23 protein-coding genes are annotated in these 22,790 nt (G+C 62.2%); 9 read left to right on the top strand and 14 right to left on the bottom strand.

The window, feature by feature from the left end:
- Positions 1–27: 27 nt before the first annotated feature.
- Positions 28–618 carry a ubiquinol-cytochrome c reductase iron-sulfur subunit gene (petA, locus tag BMY52_RS08970; RefSeq protein ID WP_245740740.1) on the bottom strand — a complete coding sequence of 197 codons (591 nt, stop codon included), beginning with the start codon at positions 616–618 and terminating at the stop codon, positions 28–30.
- Positions 619–653: 35 nt separating this feature from the next.
- Between petA and BMY52_RS08975 the strand changes: the two genes are divergently transcribed.
- On the top strand, positions 654–974 hold the full coding sequence (locus BMY52_RS08975; protein WP_090253598.1) for a hypothetical protein: 321 nt from the start codon (positions 654–656) through the stop codon (positions 972–974).
- Between the two features lie 2 nt (positions 975–976).
- Here the strand turns inward: BMY52_RS08975 and BMY52_RS08980 are convergent, their stop codons facing one another.
- The gene (locus BMY52_RS08980) at positions 977–1,459 is read right to left on the bottom strand and encodes a YajQ family cyclic di-GMP-binding protein (RefSeq protein ID WP_090253599.1); all 483 of its coding nucleotides are present in this window, start codon (positions 1,457–1,459) and stop codon (positions 977–979) included.
- Between the two features lie 91 nt (positions 1,460–1,550).
- Here BMY52_RS08980 and cyaY point away from each other — a divergent pair, with 91 nt between their 5' ends.
- Positions 1,551–1,874: an iron donor protein CyaY gene (cyaY, locus tag BMY52_RS08985; protein ID WP_090253602.1), complete on the top strand. Its 324-nt coding sequence runs from the start codon at positions 1,551–1,553 to the stop codon at positions 1,872–1,874.
- Here the strand turns inward: cyaY and BMY52_RS08990 are convergent.
- From BMY52_RS08990 to aceE, 9 genes are all read right to left on the bottom strand, one after another.
- Positions 1,864–2,238, bottom strand: coding sequence for a hypothetical protein (locus tag BMY52_RS08990; RefSeq protein WP_090253604.1), 375 nt, complete (start codon positions 2,236–2,238; stop codon positions 1,864–1,866). The two genes, cyaY and BMY52_RS08990, sit on opposite strands and share 11 nt — an antisense overlap.
- A gap of 67 nt (positions 2,239–2,305) precedes the next feature.
- Positions 2,306–3,670, bottom strand: coding sequence for a UDP-N-acetylmuramate:L-alanyl-gamma-D-glutamyl-meso-diaminopimelate ligase (gene mpl, locus BMY52_RS08995; RefSeq protein ID WP_090253606.1), 1,365 nt, complete (start codon positions 3,668–3,670; stop codon positions 2,306–2,308).
- Complete coding sequence (locus BMY52_RS09000; RefSeq protein ID WP_090253609.1) at positions 3,667–4,188, bottom strand: hypothetical protein; 522 nt, start codon at positions 4,186–4,188, stop codon at positions 3,667–3,669. The genes mpl and BMY52_RS09000 overlap by 4 nt, the downstream gene beginning before the upstream one ends.
- Before the next feature lie 12 nt (positions 4,189–4,200).
- Positions 4,201–4,980, bottom strand: coding sequence for an MlaA family lipoprotein (locus tag BMY52_RS09005; protein ID WP_090253611.1), 780 nt, complete (start codon positions 4,978–4,980; stop codon positions 4,201–4,203).
- A gap of 82 nt (positions 4,981–5,062) precedes the next feature.
- Positions 5,063–6,277 carry an argininosuccinate synthase gene (locus BMY52_RS09010; protein WP_090253612.1) on the bottom strand — a complete coding sequence of 405 codons (1,215 nt, stop codon included), beginning with the start codon at positions 6,275–6,277 and terminating at the stop codon, positions 5,063–5,065.
- Positions 6,278–6,476: 199 nt separating this feature from the next.
- Positions 6,477–7,325: an OmpA family protein gene (locus BMY52_RS09015; RefSeq protein WP_090253614.1), complete on the bottom strand. Its 849-nt coding sequence runs from the start codon at positions 7,323–7,325 to the stop codon at positions 6,477–6,479.
- Positions 7,326–7,387: 62 nt separating this feature from the next.
- Positions 7,388–9,181 carry a dihydrolipoyl dehydrogenase gene (gene lpdA / locus BMY52_RS09020; RefSeq protein WP_090253616.1) on the bottom strand — a complete coding sequence of 598 codons (1,794 nt, stop codon included), beginning with the start codon at positions 9,179–9,181 and terminating at the stop codon, positions 7,388–7,390.
- Positions 9,182–9,196: 15 nt separating this feature from the next.
- Entirely contained in the window at positions 9,197–10,558 is a 1,362-nt protein-coding gene (locus tag BMY52_RS09025) for a dihydrolipoyllysine-residue acetyltransferase (RefSeq protein ID WP_090253618.1), read from the bottom strand.
- Between the two features lie 44 nt (positions 10,559–10,602).
- On the bottom strand, positions 10,603–13,266 hold the full coding sequence (gene aceE, locus BMY52_RS09030; RefSeq protein WP_090253620.1) for a pyruvate dehydrogenase (acetyl-transferring), homodimeric type: 2,664 nt from the start codon (positions 13,264–13,266) through the stop codon (positions 10,603–10,605).
- A gap of 253 nt (positions 13,267–13,519) precedes the next feature.
- Here aceE and pyrC point away from each other — a divergent pair, with 253 nt between their 5' ends.
- Genes pyrC through BMY52_RS09045 form a run of 3 tightly spaced genes read left to right on the top strand, consistent with a single transcriptional unit; the run spans position 13,520 to position 16,268 of the window.
- Positions 13,520–14,554 carry a dihydroorotase gene (pyrC, locus tag BMY52_RS09035; RefSeq protein ID WP_090253748.1) on the top strand — a complete coding sequence of 345 codons (1,035 nt, stop codon included), beginning with the start codon at positions 13,520–13,522 and terminating at the stop codon, positions 14,552–14,554.
- Positions 14,555–14,595: 41 nt separating this feature from the next.
- The gene (rnt, locus tag BMY52_RS09040) at positions 14,596–15,246 is read left to right on the top strand and encodes a ribonuclease T (RefSeq protein ID WP_090253750.1); all 651 of its coding nucleotides are present in this window, start codon (positions 14,596–14,598) and stop codon (positions 15,244–15,246) included.
- Positions 15,247–15,305: 59 nt separating this feature from the next.
- Positions 15,306–16,268 carry a diguanylate cyclase domain-containing protein gene (locus tag BMY52_RS09045; RefSeq protein WP_090253621.1) on the top strand — a complete coding sequence of 321 codons (963 nt, stop codon included), beginning with the start codon at positions 15,306–15,308 and terminating at the stop codon, positions 16,266–16,268.
- Between the two features lie 7 nt (positions 16,269–16,275).
- Here the strand turns inward: BMY52_RS09045 and grxD are convergent, their stop codons facing one another.
- A complete protein-coding gene (gene grxD, locus BMY52_RS09050; RefSeq protein ID WP_090253752.1) occupies positions 16,276–16,593 on the bottom strand; it encodes a Grx4 family monothiol glutaredoxin in 318 nt (105 codons plus the stop codon).
- Between the two features lie 97 nt (positions 16,594–16,690).
- The gene (locus tag BMY52_RS09055; RefSeq protein WP_090253623.1) at positions 16,691–18,466 is read right to left on the bottom strand and encodes an N-acetylglutaminylglutamine amidotransferase; all 1,776 of its coding nucleotides are present in this window, start codon (positions 18,464–18,466) and stop codon (positions 16,691–16,693) included.
- Positions 18,467–18,812: 346 nt separating this feature from the next.
- Between BMY52_RS09055 and BMY52_RS09060 the strand changes: the two genes are divergently transcribed.
- From BMY52_RS09060 to BMY52_RS09070, 3 genes are all read left to right on the top strand, one after another.
- Positions 18,813–20,342, top strand: coding sequence for a tetrathionate reductase family octaheme c-type cytochrome (locus BMY52_RS09060; protein ID WP_245740749.1), 1,530 nt, complete (start codon positions 18,813–18,815; stop codon positions 20,340–20,342).
- Positions 20,335–20,931 carry a cytochrome b/b6 domain-containing protein gene (locus BMY52_RS09065; protein ID WP_090253624.1) on the top strand — a complete coding sequence of 199 codons (597 nt, stop codon included), beginning with the start codon at positions 20,335–20,337 and terminating at the stop codon, positions 20,929–20,931. Before BMY52_RS09060 ends, BMY52_RS09065 begins: the two co-directional genes overlap by 8 nt.
- Positions 20,932–21,066: 135 nt before the next feature.
- Entirely contained in the window at positions 21,067–21,462 is a 396-nt protein-coding gene (locus tag BMY52_RS09070; RefSeq protein WP_090253627.1) for a NifB/NifX family molybdenum-iron cluster-binding protein, read from the top strand.
- Positions 21,463–21,500: 38 nt separating this feature from the next.
- On the opposite strand, the gene BMY52_RS09075 is transcribed toward BMY52_RS09070, so the two are convergent.
- The gene (locus BMY52_RS09075) at positions 21,501–21,869 is read right to left on the bottom strand and encodes a DUF134 domain-containing protein (RefSeq protein ID WP_090253629.1); all 369 of its coding nucleotides are present in this window, start codon (positions 21,867–21,869) and stop codon (positions 21,501–21,503) included.
- 181 nt (positions 21,870–22,050) lie between these two features.
- Between BMY52_RS09075 and BMY52_RS09080 the strand changes: the two genes are divergently transcribed.
- Positions 22,051–22,635, top strand: coding sequence for a superoxide dismutase (locus BMY52_RS09080; RefSeq protein ID WP_090253631.1), 585 nt, complete (start codon positions 22,051–22,053; stop codon positions 22,633–22,635).
- The last annotated feature ends 155 nt before the right edge of the window (positions 22,636–22,790 follow it).

The raw sequence follows: 22,790 nt of genomic DNA on the forward strand, positions 1-22,790 counted from the left end.
GATGCCGGGAAAAGGTGTCTGTCCCCGTTACGGGGTTTGCCCCAGGATCAGTTGGTCGTCGGCCATCAGGCGGTAGCTGGGCACCTCCAGATTGCGGCGGGCCTGCTGATCCCGGTAGACGCGACCGGACAGGTCGTAGCGGGAACCGCGGCAACGGTCGACAAAACCGCCACCCCAGCCCTCCTCCGCAGCAACCTCGGGCGACACCCAGGTGAGTTCGCAAGCCAGATCGGTGCCCAGGGCCACCACCACCAGGACCTCGGGAGAGGCAGACCGGTGGGGGTTGCGATAAACCCGGGGCTGGCGACTCAAACGGGAATCGGCGTCGTAGAGCTGGTCTGAGAACTCCGCATCGGCTTCCAGCATGTCAGGGGTGCGCCCCACAATCCAGACGGGTCGACCCTCCCAGGTGACGGCCTTCACCTCACCCGGTGCCAGATCGGCAATATCCACGGCGCGGGTGTCGCTCTCGCCCTCACCTTCGTCGGAATCCCGAAAGATACCGCTCAGCATCACATAGGCCAGCATGGTCACGCCCAGCAGCGCCAACAGCTTCAAGGCCACACGATAATAAACGCGCCGTTGATCCGGCGGTACGTTGAAGGATTCAGGCATCATGGGCGACTATTATGAACCACAATCGAGGAACGACAATGCAATCCAGAACACAACAGACCTACGTGGGCATCCACAACGATCTTCATGGCGGCATGACTCCCATTGGCGGCATCATCAAGGATGCCTGGGTCTTCGAACTCATTCCGGAAACCGAAACCTGCGAAGGCTGGGCCACCGCACAGATCCAGGTGCTCCATGACAAGGTCAACGCCGCCTGGGATCAATACGGCCTGCGGGTGAGCAACCTGCCCCCGGAGATCCGCGAACGCCACACCCGCATCCATGACCAGGCCATCGAGAAGGCCCGATCCATGGGCTGGGTGCCGGGCCGCGACTCGGATGCCGAGATGGAGTGAGCTCAATCCCGGAAGTTGTCGTACTGTAGCGGCAGGTCCAGCTCCGCCTTGCGCAGCAGGGCGATCGCATCCTGAAGGTCGTCGCGCTTCTTACCGGTGATGCGCACCTTGTCACCCTGGATGGAAGCCTGCACCTTGAGCTTGCTGTCCTTGACCATGCGGATGATCTTCTTGCCCATGTCCTGATCGATGCCCTGACGGATGGTGATGATGCGGCGGGCCTTCCCGCCGCCCTCCTCCAGCTTGCCCGAATCCAGGCAGCTCACGTCGATGCCCCGCTTGGCCATCTTCTGGGTGAGGATATCCATGACCTGATCCACCTGGAATTCGGAATCCCCAAACAGCGTCAATTCCGCTTCGCTCTGCTCCACATCGGCTGCCGAGCCCTTGAAATCGTAGCGGTTCTCCACTTCACGCCGGGTCTGGTCCACGGCATTGCGCAACTCCTGCATGTCCACTTCGGACACCACATCAAAGGAAGGCATTGATCTCTCCGTTTGGGATACCTGATGTTGAACGAGTTAAACATGATAACGTGAGCGCTGGCCAACCCACCCCGAAAGAGGATCCCAGCCCATGAATCAAGTGTCCTTCAGCGTCCAGGCAGAGCAGACCCTGGAGGAGCTCATGGAACGCATGAGCGCCGTGGACGAACTGGCCGACCTGGACATGGACATCGTCGACGGCGTGCTGACCATCGAGTTCGACGATCGCAGCAAGCTGATCCTGAACCGCCAGGAGCCGCTCCGGCAGATCTGGCTAGCCTCACCGGAAGGGCCGGCTCATTTCGGCTACGACACCGGGTCCGGACAATGGCTGGACGACAAGGAAGGCAACGAACTGATCGCCACGCTCCAGCGCGTGCTGAGGCAGAAACTGGGTACCGACATCAGTCTGTAGAGGAGGCGTCCTGGTCCTGCTTGCGCGCAGCCCCCACCTGACCTTCCAGGTGGGCCAGAACCTGGTGCGGTTTGTGTTCATCCAGGGCATTATCCACCAGCAGCAGCATCTCCCGGGCCTCGGGTCTTGGGGTGAGCTTGACCCGTGCCAGATTCACCGACAGACGCCGGAACTGGCGAAAGAAAAGATATGACAGGGTGGCGATGATCAGCGCGGTCCAGGTGGCCCCTTCGAACCATACCCATACCGCTGCCCCATAGCCCAAGAAGGTGATGCCAAACAGCAGGGCCGCAAAGCGGTGCACCGTGGCCACAAAGGCCTCGAACTGCTCCCGGTGGGCGGTGAATTCCTCTTTTGAGATCATGGACTGGGTTCCGCAAGGGCAAAGCCGTGGATTGTAGAGCACCCGGCTCGGGGTTTGAACCGGTGCATCACCCGCCCGCCAGCCGCTCCAGCAAACGCTCGTGTAATCCTCCGAATCCACCATTGCTCATGATCAGCACATGGTCTCCGGGGCGGGCTTGCGTTGCCACGGAACACGCCAGATCATCCAGATCCGCCAGGGCATGGGCACGGTCACCCAGCGCCGCCACCACCGGCATCAGATCCCAGCCCAGAGAGGCCGGTTGATGCAGCCAGATCCCATCGGCCACGCCCAGCGAACCGGCCAGGGTATCCCGATGCACACCCATACGCATGGTATTGGAGCGGGGCTCCAATACCGCCAGGATACGCGCTGGGCCCACTTTGGCCCGCAAGGCCTCCAGGGTGGCGGCAATGGCTGTGGGATGGTGGGCAAAGTCATCGTAGACGGTCACACCGCACACCTCGCCGCGCACCTGGAGACGGCGTTTCACCCCCGCAAACCGCCCCAGGGCCTCCACGCCGGCCGCCAGCGGCACACCGGCATGTCGAGCCGCCAGCAACGCTGCCAGGGCGTTGCTCAGGTTGTGCCGGCCCGGCAGGGTCCACTGCCCTTCGGCCACGCGCCTTCCTGCCTCAAGCATGCCAAAGCACGTGCCATCCGGGGAGATCAGTTCACCCTGCCATGGAGCCGGCACCCCCACTCCAAAGCGCTCCACGGGTGTCCAGCACCCCTGGTCGAGGACTGCCTCCAGGGCCGCATCGCCTGCCTGGCTGATGATTTGCCCCTCCCCCGGCACCGTGCGCACCAGATGATGGAACTGCCGCGCAATGGCGGCCAGGTCCGGAAAGATATCCGCGTGATCGAACTCCAGGTTATTGAGGATCAAGGTGCGCGGACGGTAGTGGACAAACTTGGAACGCTTGTCAAAAAACGCCGTATCGTATTCATCGGCCTCCACCACAAAAAAGGGGGACGACCCCAGTCGGGCCGAGACGCCAAAGTTATCCGGGACTCCGCCGATGAGAAACCCCGGATCCAGTCCCGCGTCTTCCAGTATCCAAGCCAGCAGGCTGGCGGTGGTGGTCTTGCCATGGGTGCCCGCCACGGCCAGCACCCACCGCTCCCGCAGCACGTGCTCGGCCAGCCACTGGGGGCCAGAGGTATAAGGCAGCCCCTGATTGAGCACGTATTCCACTGCGGGGTTACCCCGGGTCATGACATTACCGATCACCACGACATCGGGTGCCGGATCCAGGTGGGCCGGATCATGGCCTTGGGCGATCTCGATGCCCTGGGCCGCCAACAGGGTGCTCATGGGGGGATAGACGTGTTCATCCGAACCGCTCACCCGATATCCGGCGGCCCGGGCAAGCAAGGCCACCCCGCCCATGAAGGTGCCGCAGATCCCCAGGATATGGATGTGGCTCACTGCATGACCGCCGCGTAGAGGATCTCGCCGGCCACGGCAGCCAGCATCAGGTAGGCCACGGCCAGGGCCACCCCGCCAGCCGAGGTCTTGAGGCTCAGGGCACTGCGCAGCACATGACCATAGGCGGTCAGCAACCACCCCAGCAGTACCAGATATCCCACCGTGACGGCGACTGGAATCTCGTCCGGGGCCTCGGCACCCCGCAGGCTGTACACCAGGGGTAGCATCGCCAGCCCGAGCACAATGCCCACCCCCAACAGGGCGGTCAAGGTCTGCACGAACCGCTCCGGAACACGTCGCACCTGTAGCAGCAGGGCCGTGAATCCAGCCAGCAGCCCCACCTCCATACCCGCCTGCAGGATGGCGATCTGGAAGGGATAAAAAGGCACGGCCACAATCAGGCCCACCAGCAGATAGGCAATGGCACACAACCATAGCAGGAGGGCCGAAGCTGGCAGATCCTCCGGCCCCTTTTGCAGAAAGGTCAGTTGCAGAAATGGTTTGATGAGCGCGTACATGCCGTTCCCTTCTCAGAAATCGTCATCCCAGTCCTCCAGCTCCCTGAGCATGTCCCGCTGGGCATCCGAAGGGGCACCGTCGGTCACCAGGTACTCGCGACGATCCAGATAGGCGTTGCGGATGGCCATGTAGCGATCCGTGGCCATGCCCTCCAGGGCCCGCTCGGTGGGCAGCAGCCCGGCGCGGATGTCCACCAGACGCAGGGCCACCAGGCTGTTCCGCTGAGACACGTCGTCGTGGTAGTAAAGCGGATGGATGCGGCCATCCACCAACTCCGCCGGCGCATCGCGCACGGTACTGGGACCGCGGAAGGGCACAACGAAATATGGCCCAGAGGGCATGCCCCAGGTCCCCAGGGTCTGACCGAAGTCCTCGTTGCTCTTCTCCAGCCCCATGGGCGTGGCCACATCGAACAAACCGAACAAACCGAAGCTGGTGTTCATGATCATTCGCGTCAGGTCAGAGGCCGCATCGTGGAACTTGAACTGCAGCGTATTGTTGGCCAGATTATGGACATCACCCAGGTTGGAGAAAAAGTTGCCGATACTATTGCGTACAGGCTGGGGGGTGACCTTGTCGTAGCCTTTTGCCACAGGCTTGAGCACGGCCCGATCCACGGCATCGTTGAACTGGAACATGGCCCGGTTGTAGCCCTCCCAGGGATCACGCGGATCCTTGGATTCCGGTGGCACCGTGGCACACCCGGTCATCAACAAGGCGCAGGCAAACAGAGCCGACAGCCCCCCCCCCGAACGTCCACGCCGAACAGCACGGTGAACTTGCCCGGCCATCCATCGTCGGGGAGGACATGCTTGAATGTTCGGTGTGAGCACTGGGGGATCCTTATGGGAAGTCGTCTGTCGCCCTGGTCGTTCAACGCCCCCGCTGGGCGGCGATGCGCATGCGCAGGGCATTGAGCTTGATGAAGCCCTCGGCATCCTTCTGGTCGTAGGCCCCGGCATCGTCCTCGAATGTGGCGATATGGGTGTCGAACAGACTGTCGGTTGCGGATTGGCGCCCGGCGATGATGACATTGCCCTTGTAGAGTTTGATGCGGACGATTCCGTTCACATGCGTCTGCGAGGCATCAATCAGGGACTGCATCATGCGCCGTTCGGGGCTCCACCAGTAGCCGTTATAGATGAGGCTGGCATACCGGGGCATGATCTCGTCCTTCAGGTGGGCCGCCTCGCGGTCCAGGGTGAGGGATTCGATGGCGCGATGGGCCTTGAGCAGGATGGACCCGCCGGGGGTTTCGTAGCAACCCCGGGACTTCATGCCCACGTAGCGGTTTTCCACCAGGTCCAGGCGACCCACGCCGTGGGCGCCGCCCAGGCGGTTCAGGTGATCCAGCAGGGTGGCCGGGCTCATGGCCTCGCCATTGATGGCCACCGGGTCGCCCTGTTCGAAAGTGATCTCCACATACTCGGCCTTGTCCGGGGCGGCCTCGGGGGAGACCGACCAGCGCCACATGTCCTCTTCGGCCTCGAACCAGGGATCTTCCAGCTGATTGCCCTCGTAGGAGATGTGCAGCAGGTTGGCATCCATGGAGTACGGGGACTTCTTGCCACGCTTCATCTCCACGGGAATGTTGTGCTTCTCGGCATAGGCCAGGAGCTTTTCCCGGGAGGTGAGATCCCATTCCCGCCAGGGGGCGATCACGTGGATGCCCGGCTTCAGGGCATAGGCCCCCAGTTCAAAACGCACCTGGTCATTGCCCTTGCCGGTGGCGCCATGGGAGACCGCATCGGCGCCGGTCTCGTTGGCGATTTCCACCAGGCGCTTGGCAATCAGGGGTCGGGCAATGGAAGTGCCCAGCAGGTACTCGCCTTCATACACGGCGTTGGCGCGGAACATGGGGAAGACGAAGTCCCGCACGAATTCCTCGCGCAGGTCCTCGATATAGATCTCCTTCACCCCCAGGGCCTGGGCCTTGGCGCGGGCGGGCTCCACTTCCTCGCCCTGACCGATATCGGCGGTAAACGTCACCACCTCACAGCCATAGGTATCCTCCAGCCACTTGAGGATGACCGACGTATCCAGCCCGCCGGAATAGGCGAGTACGACCTTTTTCACTTCACTGGCCATGTATGGCAACCCCTGCAACAGACAACGATGGATCAAGCGGGTGAGTATACTAAGTGAGGGCATGCCGTGGCCACGGGCTTGCATCAAAGCCCTTCTCCCCTGGCGGGAGAATCCACCTGCAGGGCAGGGCTGAGGGTTGGAAAACGCAGAGCCCCTCTCCCGCTGGCGGGAGAGGAAATGGGGTGAGGGTGGTGCGACGCTACCGGGTCAACCAGATATCGACGCGCCGGTTCAACGCCCAGGCGGCTTCGCTTGAAGCCGGCTCCAGCGGCCAGGTCTCGCCAAAGGCTCGGGTCTCGATGCGATCGGCAGCGACACCCTCCTGTCGCAGCAGGCGCTGCACGGCCTGGGCGCGACGCAAAGACAGGGCTTCGTTGTATTGGGGACTGCCCTGCTCGTCCGCGTGCCCACCCACCACCACCCGGGTATCGGGCTGGGTCGTCAGGTGGCGCACCACTTGATCCAACGTGGACTGATCCTCCTCACGGATCTTGCTCTCATCAAAGTCGAAGTGGACTCGCCATTCCCGCAGGCTCACGAAATCCAGATAAATCCGATCGCCCTGGCACGCCCGAAAATCCGCCAGCACCTCCCGAAACCGCACCGGAGAGATGACCACCCGCACGTTGTCGGCACCCCGCCCTGCATCCGGATGGGTGAGGATGACCTCGTGACCGGCTTCCAGTGCATAGTACAGTTCCAGTGCCCGATCCCGTTGCAACATCAGCAGGATGTCGGAAGCAGCCAGGGAGACCGCTTCCAGCGCCTGGGGGCTCAGGTCGTGGCGCCACTGGGGCGGCCTCAGGGAGATATGGCCCACGTCCGGCCCCGGCAACGGCGTGCGGATCTCCACAGTGAACTGCAGCGGCTGACCGGGGCGGGCCTGGAAGCGGACCGTGCCGTAGCGAGGTATCTCCTGGGCGAGTTCGCACAGGGTATCCCCGGTGGAGACGGTCCAACGGGCCTCGGCCAGTCGGGAGGCATATTCCACCGCCCCCAGACTGGTGGGGGCGAGAATCAGCAGCAGGGCGAGGACGCGGAGGTTCATGGGAAGGATTATCGGCCAGGCGCGGGAAAGATTGAATCATCCGGCGAGGGCGAAGAGAGGAACTACTTTTTCTTCGGCGGCAGGATATCCGTGATCGAACCATGAGCCACCTCGGCGGCGAAACCCACCGTCTCCGACAACGTGGGATGCGGATGCACCGTCAGGCCCAGGTCCTCCACATCGGCACCCATCTCCAGGGCCAGGGTGGCCTCGGCAATCAGCTCGCCGGCGTTGGGGCCGACAATGCCGGCGCCGATCACGCGGTCGTGCTCATCCAGCAACAGTTTCGTCAACCCGCTGTCGCCGCCCACGCTGATGGCACGCCCGCTGGCCGCCCAGGGGAAGACACCCTTGGTGTATTCGATACCCTGTTTCTTGGCCTCGGTCTCGGTGAGCCCCATCCAGGCCACCTCCGGGTGCGTGTAGGCCACACTGGGGATGGCGCGGGCATCGAAATGGGACTTTTCACCCGATGCCACCTCGGCGGCCACCTTGCCCTCATGGGTGGCCTTGTGGGCCAGCATGGGGCCGCCCACCACATCACCAATGGCAAAGATATGCGACACATTCGTGCGCATCTGCTTGTCCACCTTGATGAAGCCGTGTTCATCCACTTCAAGCCCCGCGGCCTCGGCCTCGATCCCCCCGCCATTGGGCAGGCGTCCCACGGCCACCAGCACCCGGTCGAAGGTGTCCTGATCCGGGGCCTTGCCCCCTTCGAAGGAGACGCGGATGCCGTCATCAGTGGCCTCGGCCGCGGTGACCTTGGTGCCGGTGAAGATGTTCTCGTAACGCCCCTTGATGCGTTTCTCCAGGGGCTTGACCAGATCCCGGTCAGCCCCTGGCATCAGGTCGCTGGACAGTTCGCACACGGTGACCTTGGACCCTAGCGCATCGTACACACAGGCCATCTCCAGGCCGATGATACCGCCGCCCACCACCAGCAGGCGCCCGGGGATATCGCGCAGCTCCAGGGCCCCGGTGGAGTCCATCACCCGCTCGTCATCCCAGGGGAAGCTGGGCAGATGTACGGGACGGGAGCCAACAGCCACGATGGCCTGCTCGAACCCGATCACCTGTTCACCGTCGTCGCTGGAAACCGCCAGGGTGTTGGGGGAGGTGAAACGCCCCACCCCCTGCACCACGGTGACCTTGCGCTGCTTGGCCAGGTGCTTGAGGCCCATGGTGAGCTTGTTCACCACGCCATCCTTGTAGCCAGCCAGTTTCTTCAGATCGATCTCCGGCTTGCCAAAGCTGATGCCATGGCGCTCGAAGTCCTCTGCCTCCTCCACCACCTGGGCGGCGTGCAGCAGGGCCTTGGAGGGGATGCAGCCCACGTTCAGGCAGACACCGCCGATCACCGGGTAACGCTCCACCATGATCACCTCCATGCCCAGGTCGGCGGCACGGAAGGCGGCGGTGTAGCCGCCGGGACCGGAGCCCAGCACCAGCAACTGGCAGCGCTGATCCACATCGCCATTGTGGCTGGCGGGCTTGGGCGCCGACTTGCCGGCCTTGGCCTCATCCTGCCCGGAGTCTTTCTTGGGGGCCTCGCCCTTGTCCTTTTCCTTATCCTTCGGGGAGGACTGCGACGAGTCGCCCTCGGCCCCCTCGCCTGCCATCTCCAGTTCCAGGATATCGCTCCCCTTGGACACCTTTTCGCCGGCCTTGAGCAGGACCTTCTTCACGGTGCCTGCGTGGGGCGATGGGATGTCCATGGAGGCCTTGTCGGATTCCAGGGTGATCAGGGAGTCCTCCACATCCACACGGTCACCTGGCTGAACCAGGACCTCGATGATCTCCACCTCATTGAACTCGCCGATATCGGGAACCGGGATCGTAACCACCTTTGCCATGGATCTCTTCCTCGTCTACAGCAGCATCCGCCGCATGTCGGACAGCAGGCCGCTCAGGTAACTGGTGAACCGGGCCCCCAGGGCCCCGTCGATGACGCGATGATCGTAGGACAACGACAAGGGCAATACCAGCCGGGGGTTGAACGCCTCGCCATCCCACACCGGCTGCATCCGGGCCTTGGAGACGCCCAGGATGGCCACCTCCGGTGCATTGACGATGGGGGTGAAATGGGTGCCACCTATGCCGCCCAGGCTGGTGATGGTGAGGCAGCCGCCCTCCATGTCCTGGCTCTTCAGGCGGCGCTTGCGGGCCTTCTCGGAGATCTCGGCCAGTTCCCGGGCCAGCTCCACCAGGCTCTTGCGATCCACATCGCGGACCACCGGCACCACCAGGCCATCGGGGGTGTCCACGGCGATGCCCAGGTGGTAGTACTTCTTGATGATCAGGTTCTCGCCGGTGGCATCCAGGGAGGCATTCACCCGGGGGAACTCCTTCAGGGCCGAGACCACCGCCTTCATCAGGAAGACCAGGAAGGTGATCTTCACCCCCTTGTCCTTGTATTCATCCACCAGGGAGCGGCGAAAGCCATCCAGTTCGGTGATATCCGCCTCGTCAAACTGGGTGACATGGGGGATGGTCACCCAGTTGCGATGCAGGAACTCCCCCGTGAGGCGGTTGATCTTGGTGAGGGCCTGGGTTTCCACCTGGCCAAAGCGGGAGAAGTCCACCTCGGGCGCCGGTGCCACGCCCAGTCCGCCAGAGGCTCCCTGGGCCAGGGAGCGCTTGACGAAGCCCTGCACATCCTCCTTGAGGATGCGCCCCTTGCGCCCCGAACCCTCCACGCGCCCCAGGTCCACGCCCAGCTCCCGGGCAAAACGACGCACCGCCGGCGAGGCATGGGCCTTGCGGAAGCCCTCTTCATTCACCATGCCGGCGGTGGGCGACTGACGTGGCGCGGATGCGGGAGCAGCCGATGGCGGTGATGCCTGCTCACCACGGCGCGGTGCGTCATCCGGCTTTGCCGATTCCGCTGTGTCGCCCTGCCCTGAGGCCTTGCCACCGTCATCGCCAGAGCCTTTACCGGCCTCTTCAGCCGCCCCGGAAGCGGCATCAGCATCCCCGTTCACGGAAGCGTCCTCCACCTCCAGATCCAGGATCGAGGTGCCCTGGGACACCCGCTCCCCGGCCTTGAGCTTCACCCCCTTCACAGTGCCGCCCTGGGGCGAGGGGATATCCATGGACGCCTTATCCGACTCCAGGGTGATGAGGGGATCCTCTGCCTCCACCCGATCTCCCTCGGACACCAGCACTTCGATGATTTCCACATCCTTGAAGTCCCCAATATCCGGGACCTTCACTTCAACCACGTTGCCCATCACGCAACTCCTGTCTGAAATTGAGGTTGGCCACGGTCGGGGCCTCAGGCGTGCAAGGGATTGACCTTGTCCACGTCGATCTCGTATTTGCGGATCGCCTCGACGACCGTTTCCACCGGCAGCGTTCTCTCATCCGCCAGGGCCTTGAGAGCGGCCACGGCCACGTAGTAACGATCCACCTCGAAATGGTGCCGCAGCCGCTGGCGCAGGTCGCTGCGGCCGAACCCGTCCGTGCCCAGGGTCACATAGCGACCGGGCACCCAGGCGCGGATTTGATCGGCATAACCCTTCACATAATCCGTGGAGGCCACCACCGGGCCCTGGGCATCCGCCAGACACCGGGACACCCAGCACTGGCGCGGGGGCTTCTCGGGATTGAGCATGTTCCAGCGGTCGGTACCACTGCCATCCCGGGCCAGTTCGTTGAAGCTGGGCGCACTCCAGATATCCGACTCCACACCAAAGTCCTCACGCAGCAGATCGGCTGCGGCGATCACCTCCCTCAGGATGGTGCCCGATCCCATGAGCTGCACCCGGGCCTTGGCTGCATCTCCCGTCCGCAAGCGATAAAGCCCCTTGCGGATGCCTTCCTCGGCGCCCTCGGGCATGGTGGGCTGATGGTAGTTCTCGTTCATGGTGGTGATGTAATAAAAGACATTCTCCTGATCCGAGTACATGCGCCGCATGCCATCGTGCAGGATCACCGCCAGTTCATAGGCAAACGTGGGGTCGTAGCTGATGCAGTTGGGCACGTTGGCGGCCATCATGTGGCTGTGGCCGTCCTGGTGCTGCAGGCCTTCCCCGGAGAGGGTGGTGCGCCCGGCAGTCCCGCCGATGAGAAACCCTCGGGCCTGCATGTCCCCGGCGGCGTAGATCAGATCGCCCACCCGCTGGAAGCCGAACATGGAGTAGAAGATGTAGAAGGGGATCATGCTGACACCATGCACGCTGTAGGCCGTGGCGGCGGCAATCCAGGACGACAGGGCCCCCGCCTCGTTGATGCCCTCTTCCAGGATCTGTCCTTTCTTGGCCTCCTTGTAAAACATGACCTCTTCCTTGTCCTGGGGCTCGTAGAGCTGGCCCACGGAGGAATAGATACCCAACTGACGGAACAGACCTTCCATGCCGAAGGTGCGTGCCTCGTCAGGCACGATAGGCACCACATGATGGCCCACCTTCTTGTCGCGGGTGAGCTGGGTGAGCATGCGCACCAGCGCCATGGTGGTGGACAACTCCCGGTCGCCAGAATCTTCCAGGGAGCCCGAGAACAGGGACAGATCCGGGATTTCCAGCGGTGCCACCGTGGACTTGCGCACCGGCAGATGACCTCCCAGGCCCTCGCGCCGCTGGCGCATGTATTTCATCTCCGGCGCCTCCTCTGCCGGCTTGAGGTAGCGCAGATTGTCCACGTCATCATCCGTGGCAGGGATGCTGAAGCGGTCGCGGAAGGCGCGGATCTCCTCGATGCCCATCTTCTTCTGCTGGTGGGCTCGCATCTGCCCCTCGCCAGCGGACCCCATGCCGTAACCCTTCACCGTCTGGGCCAGGATCACCGTGGGCTGACCGGTGTGATTCACCGCCGAGGCGTAGGCGGCGTACACCTTGAACGGGTCGTGACCGCCCCGGTTGAGGCGCCACACATCCGGGTCGGACATATTGGCCACCATGGCCCTGAGCTCCGGATACTTGCCAAAGAAGTGCTCGCGTACATAGGCCCCATCCTTGGACTTGTAGTTCTGATAGTCACCATCCACGGCTTCCATCATGCGCTGCTTGAGCAGGCCCTTGGTGTCCTTGGCCAGCAGCGGATCCCAGTAGCTGCCCCACAGCACCTTGATCACGTTCCAGCCAGCGCCACGGAATACGGCCTCCAGTTCCTGCACGATCTTGCCGTTGCCACGCACCGGGCCATCCAGACGCTGCAGATTGCAGTTGACCACAAAGATGAGGTTATCCAGCTTTTCCCGGGCTGCCAGGCTGATGGCCCCGAGGGTTTCCGGCTCGTCGGTCTCGCCGTCCCCCAGGAAGGACCAGACCTTGCGATCCTGACTGCTGGCCAGCCCGCGGTCGTTCATGTATTTCATGAAGCGGGCCTGCATGATGCTGGTGATGGGCCCCAGTCCCATGCTCACCGTCGGGAACTGCCAGTAGTCCGGCATCAGCCAGGGATGAGGGTAGGACGGCAGCCCGTTACCCGCGACCTCCTGGCGAAAACCATCCAGTTGCTGCTCACTCAGCCGCCCCTCCAGGAACGACCGGGCGTAGATGCCAGGCGCAGAGTGCCCCTGAATGAAGACCAGATCACCACCGTGCTCGTGGCTGGGGGCACGCCAGAAATGATTGAATCCCACATCGTACAAGGTGGCCGCCGAGGCGAAGCTGGCAATATGCCCTCCCAGTTCCGAACTGATACGATTGGCCTTGACGACCATCAGCAGTGCGTTCCAGCGGATGTACGAGCGGATGCGGTGTTCCAGCTCCGCATCGCCGGGATATTCCGGTTCCAGATGCGGGGGAATGGTATTGACGTAGGCCGTATTGGCGGAATAAGGCAGGAAGGCACCGGAACGTCGCGACTGATCCACCAACCTTTCCAGCAGGTAGTGGGCGCGTTCCGGGCCGTCGGCCTGGATGACGGCTTCCAGGGCGTCCAACCATTCCTGCGTTTCCTGCGCGTCCAGATCCTGCGGCATTGTCTGCGCGTTCATCACGTATTCTCCATCCGTTAGGCCCGGCTTTAGACACTCGCCATCGCCCCACACGAGAGGGTGGTTCATCACAAGCGCGGGGGTGGTTTTGAAACATTATTGTTATCTTTTTGGTGAGGCTGGTTGCTACCGCCTTGCCCGCTATGTTCGAACTTTTGACGCAGCAGGTCAAGAAAGTGGGCGCGGTGGTGAAATGCTTCACTGCAACACGCCAACTCCCTATTTAATTTAGGAAAATCACACAATGGCAACAATCGAAGAACTGCGCATCAGACGCCCCGATGACTGGCATTTACATGTTCGCGACGGACATGTCCTGAGTGATGCGGTGCCACATTCGGCAAAACAGTTTGCACGCGCGGTGATCATGCCGAATCTCAAGCCACCGGTGGTGAGCGTGGATCAGGCCCTGCAATATCGCCAACGTATTCTTGAGGCATTGCCGCGGGATTCAACGTTCAACCCATTGATGACAATCTATCTCACCGACAGCACCTCGCCGGAAGAGATTCGCAAGGCAGTGGATAGCGGCCGAATACTGGGCGTGAAACTCTATCCGGCCGGGGCCACCACCCATTCCGACGCAGGCGTGAGTGATATCCGCAATACCTACCCCACCCTGCAGGCGATGCAGGATCTGGGTCTGCCGCTGCTGGTGCATGGGGAGGCCACGGCCCCCTCGGTGGACATCTTCGACCGCGAACAGGTGTTCATCGACAACACCTTGATCCCGCTGGTGGAGCAGTTCCCCGGATTGAAGATCGTACTGGAGCACATCACCACGGCCCAGGCGGTGGAATTCGTGCGTCAGGCACCGGAGCGGGTCGGCGCCACGGTCACCCCACAGCACATCCTCATGAACCGCAACGCCCTCTTCCAAGGCGGGATGCGCCCGCATCATTTCTGCCTGCCCGTACTCAAGCGGGAAACCCACCGGGTGGCGATCATGGAGGCCCTGACCGAGGGGCACCCTCGCTTCTTCCTGGGCACCGACAGCGCCCCGCATCCCCAGGGGGCCAAGGAGAGCGCCTGCGGCTGTGCCGGCATCTTCAGCGCCCCGGCGGCCATCGAATTTTATGCAGAGGCCTTCGAACAGGCCGGCGCGCTGGACAAGCTGGAAGGCTTTGCCAGTCTGAACGGCCCGGCCTTTTATGGCCTGCCGGTCAATGAAGACTTCATCACCCTCAAACGCGAACCCTGGACAATACCCCAGGCGTATCCCTTCGGCGGGGAGCAGGTGGTGCCCCTGCGGGCAGGCGGCGAGGTCAGCTGGCGGCTGGTGGACTGAGGGAAACCCCCTGCCCCCTTGAGACCTGATACCCTATGGTCATGACCGAAGATGCTGACTTTCGCCCCATGGGCAACCGATTCCGTGGCTTTCTACCCGTGGTGGTGGACGTGGAAACCGGGGGATTCAACCCTCAAACCGACGCGCTGCTGCAGATTGCCGCGGTCATCCTGCGCATGGATGCGCAGGGCAACCTGCATCGACACCGCACCCTGTCCCATCATGTGCAGCCCTTTGAGGGAGCGCACATGGATCCCAAATCCCTGGAGGTCACCGGCATCAACCCCTGGCATCCCCTGCGCATCGCCACCCCGGAGGACGAGGCACTGCGAGAGGTCTTTCGCGAGGTGCGGCAGGAGGTCAAGCTCAATCACTGCACCCGAGCCATCCTGGTGGGCCACAACGCCGGCTTCGATCTGGCCTTCGTGAACGCCACCGCCGAGCGCACCCAGCTCAAGCGCAATCCCTTTCACCCCTTCAGCAACCTGGATACGGTCACCCTATCGGCCATGGCCTACGGTCAGACGGTGCTGGCCCGGGCGGTACAGAAGGCAGGCCTGGCCTGGGACAATGCCGAGGCCCATTCGGCCACCTACGATGCCGAGAAGACCGCCGACATCTTTTGTGACGTGATGAACCGCTGGAACGGCCAGGTTACACCGCTGGGGACGGAAAATCTGGACAAGGCCTGATGGCTTGCTTATAAGAAAGAGACGGAGATCACACTTTTCACCCCAACCAATCGGCTGAGATGACCCCCTCAACACCCCCCGCGCTGTCCATCCTCATTGTCGATGACATGCAATACAGTCGAACGGTACTGAAGAACACCCTGGAACGGGTGGGCTACGATGACGTGAGGCTTGCCGCGTCCGCACCCGAGGCCCTGTCACTGCTGACTGAACGCCGCGCCGACGTGGTATTGGCGGACTGGGTCATGCCGGAGATGAACGGTCTGGAGCTGACCGCGGCCATCCGCACGCGTGATGAAGAGGAAGAGCGCTACACGGCCATCATCCTGTTCACCGCCAAGGAGGGGGATGAGGCCATGCTGGAGGCCTTCCATCAAGGGGTGGACGACTATCTCACCAAGCCGATCCACAACGTACAGTTGGCCGCGCGTGTTTTCGCGGCGGGGCGCATCGCGACACTGCAGAATCGTCTGCTGGAAACCTCTGCTGCGCTGCAGGCGGCCAATCAGCACATGGAAAACCTTTCCACCACCGACCCCATCACTGGCCTGGCCAATCAACGGGCCCTGAACCAGCGACTGGAGGTGTTGGTGCTGGAAACCCAGGCGCGCGGTGGGGGGCTGTGCCTGGCACTGGTGGACCTGGATCATTTCGACCCGGCACACCAGCAGCATGGTCACGACCTGGGAAACGAGGTGCTGCTGGGGTTTGCCAAACGTCTGCGGCTATCCGTGCGCCCCACCGACCTGGTGGCCCGCATGGGGGGCGAGGCCTTCGCCCTGCTCCTGCACGTGCACTCACCCCAGCAGTTCAACCGGGAACTGCTGGGGCGTGTACTGCAAAGCCTGTCTCAGGACGGGATCACCACTTCAGAGGGCAAGGTTCCCATTCGGGTGTCCATCGGCGCCCATTTCCATGAGTATGATCAGCCGCTGCTGACCATTCGCGAGCTCATGCAGCAGGCCGGCACCAACCTGGAAGCGGCCCGTGCCGCCGGGGGCAATCAGGTGGTGGTCAGTTGAACCGCGACTACTCGCCTGCCGCATCCGCCACCAGGGTCTGCAACTCGCCCGACTCGAACATCTCCAGGGTGATATCGCATCCCCCGATCAATTCGCCCTTCACGTAGACCTGCGGGAAGGTGGGCCAGTTGGCAAAGCTGGGTAAGCTCTGCATCACATCCTGGTCGGCCAGCACATTCACATAGGCAAAGGGTTTGCCGCATTCCTTGAGCGCCGATACCGCCCGGTTGGAAAAACCGCACATGGGGAATTGCGGCGTACCCTTCATGTAGATGATCACCGGGTTTTCTTCCACCTGCTGACGGATGCGGTCAAGAGCGTCCACTTGCATCACCTCGAATTGTCTTGCGTTGATGTTCGGTTACACCGGTCTCATTGGGACCGGCTCATACCTGATTAATTCCGTATAGTACCATGCCTCCCTAGCCCACACCCTGGCGCTGTAGCCAGAACTCCAGTAGGGCCAGATGCCATAGCTTGCTGCCCTGGATGCGGGTGAGATGCTTCTCCGGCTCGGCCAGCAAGCGCTGCACGTAATCCCGCTGATACAACCCCCGCTCCCGACAGGCCTGGGAATCCAGGATGTCACGCATGAAGTCCAGAAACGGGCCACGCACGTATTTCAGTGCCGGCAACGGGAAATACCCTTTGGGACGATCAATCACCGAGTCGGGCAACAACCCGCGCGAGATGTGCTTGAGCACTCCCTTGCCACCCTCGGCCAGCTTGAGTTCCGGCGGCATGCGCGCAGCCAGTTCCACCAGTTCGTGATCCAGGAACGGCACCCGGGCCTCCAGGCCCCAGGCCATGGTCATGTTGTCCACCCGCTTGACAGGATCATCCACCACCAGGGTGGTCACATCCAGGCGCAATACCGCGTCCAGCAGGGTGTCGGCCCCCGGTTCGTTCAGGGCCGCCTCAATGAGGGCACGGGTATGATCCTCGCTGACCAGATCCGGGGAGAGCATCTGCTGGAACTCGTCGTGATCCCGGTCGAAATAATGCCGCGCAAAGCGCTCCACCCGTGATCCTTCCGTCTCGGTCACCATCTGCGGGTACCAGAAATAGCCGGCGAAGACCTCATCCGCCCCCTGCCCCGACTGCACCACCTTCACATGCTGGGACACCTGTTCGGAAAGCAGGTAGAAGGCCACGGCATCCTGGCCCACCATGGGCTCGGCCATCTGATCCACGGCCTCGGGCAGGCGGCCCAGCACCTGGTCGTTGGGCACATGAAAGCGATGGTGCACGGTGGCATAACGCTCGGCCACCGGATCGGAGAATTCGAACTCGCTGCCCTTCTCCTCGGGCTGATCTTCAAAGCCCACGGTGAAGGTCTGCAGGTTGCGCACGCCGGACTCGGCCAGCAGCGCCACCAACAGGCTGGAGTCCAGTCCGCCGGAGAGCAGCACGCCCACCGGCACATCCGCCACCTCCAGCCGCTTTTTCACCGCCCGGCGCAGACTGTCGTGGATGGCCTGGGTCCATTCTTCCGGTGACATCGGGGTGTCGGGGCGGCGGGCCTCCAGGGTCCAGTAACGCTGCAGCCGGGTGCCGCCATCGCGCTCCACGGTGAGGGTGTGGCCGGGACGCAGCTTGCGCACCCCCTTGAACAGGGTCCGCGGGGCCGGCACCACCGCATGCAGGGTGAAGTGGTGATGCAGGGCCACCGGGTCAAAATCGGTGTCCACATCCCCGGCCACCAGCAGGGCCTGGATGTTGGAAGCAAAGCGCAGGCACCGATCGGTCAGGCTGTAATACAGGGGCTTGATGCCCATCCGATCGCGCCCCATGAACAACCGCTGCTCGCGCAGATCCCAGACCGCGAAGGCGAACATGCCGTGGAAGCGCTTGACGCAGTCTTCACCCCAGGCATGGTAGGCCTTGAGGATCACCTCGGTGTCCCCAGTGGAAAAGAAATGGTAACGGCCGGCCAGTTCGGCACGCAGTTCCCGGAAGTTATACAGGGTGCCGTTGAAGACCACCGCCAGGCCCAGTTCCGGGTCCACCATGGGCTGGTTGGAGCGCTCTGACAGGTCCAGGATGGACAGTCGCCGATGCCCAAAGGCCAGAGGACCATCGGAGTAGCTGCCTTCATGATCCGGCCCGCGCCGGTCCAGACGATCCAGCATGCGCCGGATGGAGGTCAGGTCGGGCCGCGTGCCCTTGAAATGCAGTTCGCCGCAGATGCCGCACATGAAGCGTGATCCCTTGGTTGGTCCAGGCCGAGTTCAATCGGGTAGGGTTGATCCACATTATCCCAGTCGCTGAGGACGGCGTCACGCCGGGATCATCCCAGGCAACGATTCAGACTCTCCCCGTGGCCTCCCGGTCATCCGTTGCCAACCACTAAAAAATCCTTGATCCATTCTGGTCATATCACCATAATCCTGGAATATAAGTAAATAAATATAATAAGGGAGGTGGAAGGTGAGACACGCGGAGAGGTTGACGCATGCGTCACCTGCGAGGGCATCGGCTTGGCGTCGATGTCGGCTGCTGGTCGTTGCATTGGGTTTTTTGGGGGGGGTGGTGACATCCCCCTTGTCGGCCTCGACGGCCGATCACACCAAGTTCGAAGAACTGGAGGGGCCCTTCGAGACGGGACAGGAGGTCACCGAGGCCTGCCTGAGTTGCCACACCGAGGCGGCCGCCCAACTCATGCAAACCCCGCACTGGACATGGGAATACGAGGATCCGGTCAAGGGCGAGCCACTGGGCAAGAAGACCATGCTCAACGCCTTCTGCATCGGTCATCAATCCAACGAGGCCTTCTGCGCCGCCTGCCATGCCGGCTATGGCTGGGAGGACGACAGCTTCGACTTCACCGCCGAACGCAACGTGGACTGCCTTGTCTGTCATTCGGCGGAAGACTACGTCAAACCCTTTGGCCTGGCCGGCCACCCGGCCTACGAGCGCACCGAGTACCCGCCCGATTCAGGCAACTTCTATGAACCCACGGACCTGGTTGCCGCCGCCAGGAGCGTGGGGGTCAGCAGTCGTGAAGCCTGCGGCAGTTGCCACTTTTATGGGGGCGGCGGCGATGGCGTGAAGCACGGCGACCTGGATTCTTCTCTGGTGGACCCCAGCGAAGCACTGGACGTGCACATGGCCAGCGACGGGCTGAACTTCAGTTGTGCCGAGTGCCACGAAACCCGGGATCACAAGGTGCCCGGCAGCCGCTTGTCCATGACCGCCAGTGACGCCCACGGGCCCATCATGCGGGGCCGCAAGGACGATCGGAACCCGGCGTCCTGTCAGGCCTGCCATGGTGAGCAACCTCACGACGGGGACCTCCTGCACAGTGAACGTCTCAACCATCACGCCCATACCCTGGCCTGCCAGACCTGCCATATCCCGACATTTGCCCGTGGTGGCGTTCCCACGCGAATGGCCTGGGACTGGTCGCAAGCCACGCAGCTGGATGCCGACGGCAATCCCTTCAAGCTGAAAAACGATCAGGGTCACCTCACGTATGACAGCCGCAAGGGCCGCTTTGAACCCCAGGAGAATGTGGTACCTGATTACCAGTGGTTTGACGGCAGCGTGGATTACATCCAGCCCGACGCCACGGTGACACCGGGTGAGACGTTCTATGTCAACCGCTTCCGCGGCACACCGGGTTCGGCCGACGCACGCATCTGGCCCGTGAAGAATTTCAGCGGTCGCCAACCCTACGATACGGAAAACGGCAATCTGGTGGTCATGCAGGTGGGCATCCCCAACGACACATCCCTGTGGTTCAACTTTGACTTCGCCAAGGCCATCCAGGCCGGCATGGCCGCCACCGACCGACCTTTCAGCGGCCAATTCGACTTCGTCGACACCCGCATGACCTGGCCCATCACTCACATGGTGGCACCGGCGGAGGATGCCCTCGCCTGCGCCGACTGCCACCGTCCCAGTGGTCGCCTCGATGAAGTCCCTGGCATCTGGCTGCCCGGCCGCGATAGCAATCCCTGGGTGGATCGTATCGGATTTGGCCTGGCCGGACTGATGCTGCTGGGGTCAGCCGCTCACGCCGGTACTCGCCTGATCACCCGCAAGCGCAGAAAAGGGGCCACCCATGACTAAGCGGATCTATCTCTTCACCCGTTTTGAGCGTTTCTGGCACTGGTCACAGGCAGCATTGGTGCTGATACTGATGTTTTCTGGCTTGGCGATCCACGGCAGCCACAGTCTGCTGGAGTTTCAAGCAGCGGTGGAGGTACATGAGATCGCTGCCTGGCTGCTGATCGGGCTGTGGATCTTCGCCATCTTCTGGCATTTCACCACCGGGCAGTGGAAGCACTACATCCCCACGCTGCGCAATATCGACCGCATGGTGCGTTATTACAGCTACGGCATGTTCACCGGCGCCAAGCACCCTTACAAGATCACGGTGGAGCGCAAACACAACCCGTTACAACGGCTTGCTTACCTGGTCATCAAGTTGCTGATCAATCCCCTGATCTGGATCTCCGGGCTGATCTACCTATTCTGGGGCAGCCTGCAGGGTCTTACGCCGGGCTTTCTTGGATTACAACAGGTGGCGGTAGCGCACACCCTTGGAGCCTTCCTGATGCTGGCCTTCGTGATCATTCACGTCTACCTGGCCACGGTGGGCCATACCCCGCTGGAGAAGATCAAGGCGATGATCACTGGCTGGGAAAACGAGCACTGAACACCAGGATGAGCCTGGACTCGGCTCGGTTTTGCCGAGCCGGGCACAGCCAGGGGCTTGGCGTTGACTCATCCCTTGCCCTGGTAAAGCACATATGTTCATAATGCAGCCAATTACATCACAGCAGGCCATCCCATGCGCATCGTCATCAGCAGTCAGAATTTCCGCACCATCACCGGCCATGCCGGAAAATCCAGGCGGTTTCTCATCTTTGAAGGGAATGCAGAGGGTCAGGCGGTGGAAACCGGGCGACTGGATCTGCCGCGGGAGCTTTCATTGCACGAATATCAGGGGCTCGACGCTGAACATCCCTTGTTTCAAGCCCGCCCCTCAGCCCTGATCACCCAAAGTGCGGGGCCTCGATTCCTGCAGCGGCTCGCACGCCAGGGCGTGACGGTGCATGTCACCAGTGCCACGGACCCTCAACAGGCAGCCCAGGCCCTGCTCCAGGGGGATACCCTGCCCGAAGCGGAGGAGGATCCTCACCATACCCATCATCACCACCACCACCACCACCATCACCACGGTTGATTTGAACCAGGCAATCGGGCGCTTCCGATCGCCCTTCCTCAGCCCGTCTCCGTGGTTTCCAACGGCTGATCACACATGGGGCATCTCCCGAGCACCTTGCAAGGGAGCTCCGGCGCGTCCTGCTCGGGCAGCCCATTCGAGATGCGGATTGCCTTGCCCCTGAGTACGGCATCCGCCACCTTGCGCCTGCCGGAGTCGAGGATGCGCGAGAACGTGGTTCGCGATACGCCCATGGAACGGGCGGCCTCTTCCTGATACTGCCCCTCCAGATCGGCCAGCCTCAAGGCCTCCACTTCCTCCATTTCCAGTACCGACTCTTCCAGCTCCCGCAGGGGGACACCGGCTGGCTTGAAATACATGGAGTGGGGGCTGCAACTGATCTTGCGTGGACCGCGGGGTCGGGGCATGGGTATTCTGGAAGCAATGATGGAAGGCGTGAGACTATCACGAGTTCATTGCCAAAACGCATTTCCGGAAGCATCATCCGGGGCTGTCGCCAATGAAGCTATTCCAATAGCGCCGATCATCTCTTAGACTGAGTCCAGAATTTAAACGTCGCGATCGCCGCGGCCAGCAAGGAGACGAGCCATGAACCACGAACTGCCTCCCCTGCCTTACGACAAGCAGGCTCTGGAACCCCACATCTCCGCCGAGACGCTGGAGTATCACCACGACAAGCACCACGCCACCTATGTAACAAACCTCAACAAGCTGATCGCGGGGACTGAGTTCGAAAACCTGCCCTTGGAGGACATCATCAAAAAGGCCCCGGCCGGCGGGATATTCAACAACGCTGCCCAGGTATGGAACCACACCTTCTACTTCAACTGCCTGAGCCCCAATGGGGGCGGCGAACCCACCGGCGCCCTGGCGGACGCCATTCATCAGGCGTTTGGTTCGTTTGCGGAATTCAAGGAAAAATTCGCCGCTTCAGGTGCCGGCAACTTCGGTTCCGGCTGGACCTGGCTGGTCAAGAATCCCAGCGGTCAGGTGGAAATCGTGAACACCAGCAATGCCCAGACCCCGCTGACCGATGGCAGCATGACGCCCCTGCTGACCATGGATGTATGGGAACACGCCTACTACATCGACGTGCGCAATGCACGGCCCAAGTACATTGAAAACTTCTTCAATGTGGTGAACTGGGATTTTGTGGCGGAGAATTTCGGGTAAACACAGGGCGTAGCCTGCTACCTACCGCCCTTCACCCTCACCCCAACCCCTCTCCCCCTCGGGGAGAGGGGCTCTATCCGCCATGCAACCCCTTTCCCTCCCCCTCGCCCCCTGGAGGGCGGTGGGCACGTTGATGGCCAATGACTTTGCGTGCA

The sequence above is a fragment of the Ectothiorhodospira marina genome, assembly GCF_900109495.1.
In the GTDB taxonomy this organism is placed as follows: domain Bacteria; phylum Pseudomonadota; class Gammaproteobacteria; order Ectothiorhodospirales; family Ectothiorhodospiraceae; genus Ectothiorhodospira; species Ectothiorhodospira marina.

What these genes read in the sequence shown, in the direction of transcription:
- petA (WP_245740740.1), bottom strand. Translation starts at nt 618, where the DNA reads ATGATGCCTGAATCCTTCAACGTACCGCCGGATCAACGGCGCGTTTAT.
- BMY52_RS08975 (WP_090253598.1), top strand. Translation starts at nt 654, where the DNA reads ATGCAATCCAGAACACAACAGACCTACGTGGGCATCCACAACGATCTT.
- BMY52_RS08980 (WP_090253599.1), bottom strand. Translation starts at nt 1,459, where the DNA reads ATGCCTTCCTTTGATGTGGTGTCCGAAGTGGACATGCAGGAGTTGCGC.
- cyaY (WP_090253602.1), top strand. Translation starts at nt 1,551, where the DNA reads ATGAATCAAGTGTCCTTCAGCGTCCAGGCAGAGCAGACCCTGGAGGAG.
- BMY52_RS08990 (WP_090253604.1), bottom strand. Translation starts at nt 2,238, where the DNA reads ATGATCTCAAAAGAGGAATTCACCGCCCACCGGGAGCAGTTCGAGGCC.
- BMY52_RS09000 (WP_090253609.1), bottom strand. Translation starts at nt 4,188, where the DNA reads ATGTACGCGCTCATCAAACCATTTCTGCAACTGACCTTTCTGCAAAAG.
- BMY52_RS09005 (WP_090253611.1), bottom strand. Translation starts at nt 4,980, where the DNA reads ATGGCCGGGCAAGTTCACCGTGCTGTTCGGCGTGGACGTTCGGGGGGG.
- BMY52_RS09010 (WP_090253612.1), bottom strand. Translation starts at nt 6,277, where the DNA reads ATGGCCAGTGAAGTGAAAAAGGTCGTACTCGCCTATTCCGGCGGGCTG.
- BMY52_RS09015 (WP_090253614.1), bottom strand. Translation starts at nt 7,325, where the DNA reads ATGAACCTCCGCGTCCTCGCCCTGCTGCTGATTCTCGCCCCCACCAGT.
- lpdA (WP_090253616.1), bottom strand. Translation starts at nt 9,181, where the DNA reads ATGGCAAAGGTGGTTACGATCCCGGTTCCCGATATCGGCGAGTTCAAT.
- BMY52_RS09025 (WP_090253618.1), bottom strand. Translation starts at nt 10,558, where the DNA reads ATGGGCAACGTGGTTGAAGTGAAGGTCCCGGATATTGGGGACTTCAAG.
- aceE (WP_090253620.1), bottom strand. Translation starts at nt 13,266, where the DNA reads ATGAACGCGCAGACAATGCCGCAGGATCTGGACGCGCAGGAAACGCAG.
- rnt (WP_090253750.1), top strand. Translation starts at nt 14,596, where the DNA reads ATGACCGAAGATGCTGACTTTCGCCCCATGGGCAACCGATTCCGTGGC.
- BMY52_RS09045 (WP_090253621.1), top strand. Translation starts at nt 15,306, where the DNA reads ATGACCCCCTCAACACCCCCCGCGCTGTCCATCCTCATTGTCGATGAC.
- BMY52_RS09055 (WP_090253623.1), bottom strand. Translation starts at nt 18,466, where the DNA reads ATGTGCGGCATCTGCGGCGAACTGCATTTCAAGGGCACGCGGCCCGAC.
- BMY52_RS09065 (WP_090253624.1), top strand. Translation starts at nt 20,335, where the DNA reads ATGACTAAGCGGATCTATCTCTTCACCCGTTTTGAGCGTTTCTGGCAC.
- BMY52_RS09070 (WP_090253627.1), top strand. Translation starts at nt 21,067, where the DNA reads ATGCGCATCGTCATCAGCAGTCAGAATTTCCGCACCATCACCGGCCAT.
- BMY52_RS09075 (WP_090253629.1), bottom strand. Translation starts at nt 21,869, where the DNA reads ATGCCCCGACCCCGCGGTCCACGCAAGATCAGTTGCAGCCCCCACTCC.
- BMY52_RS09080 (WP_090253631.1), top strand. Translation starts at nt 22,051, where the DNA reads ATGAACCACGAACTGCCTCCCCTGCCTTACGACAAGCAGGCTCTGGAA.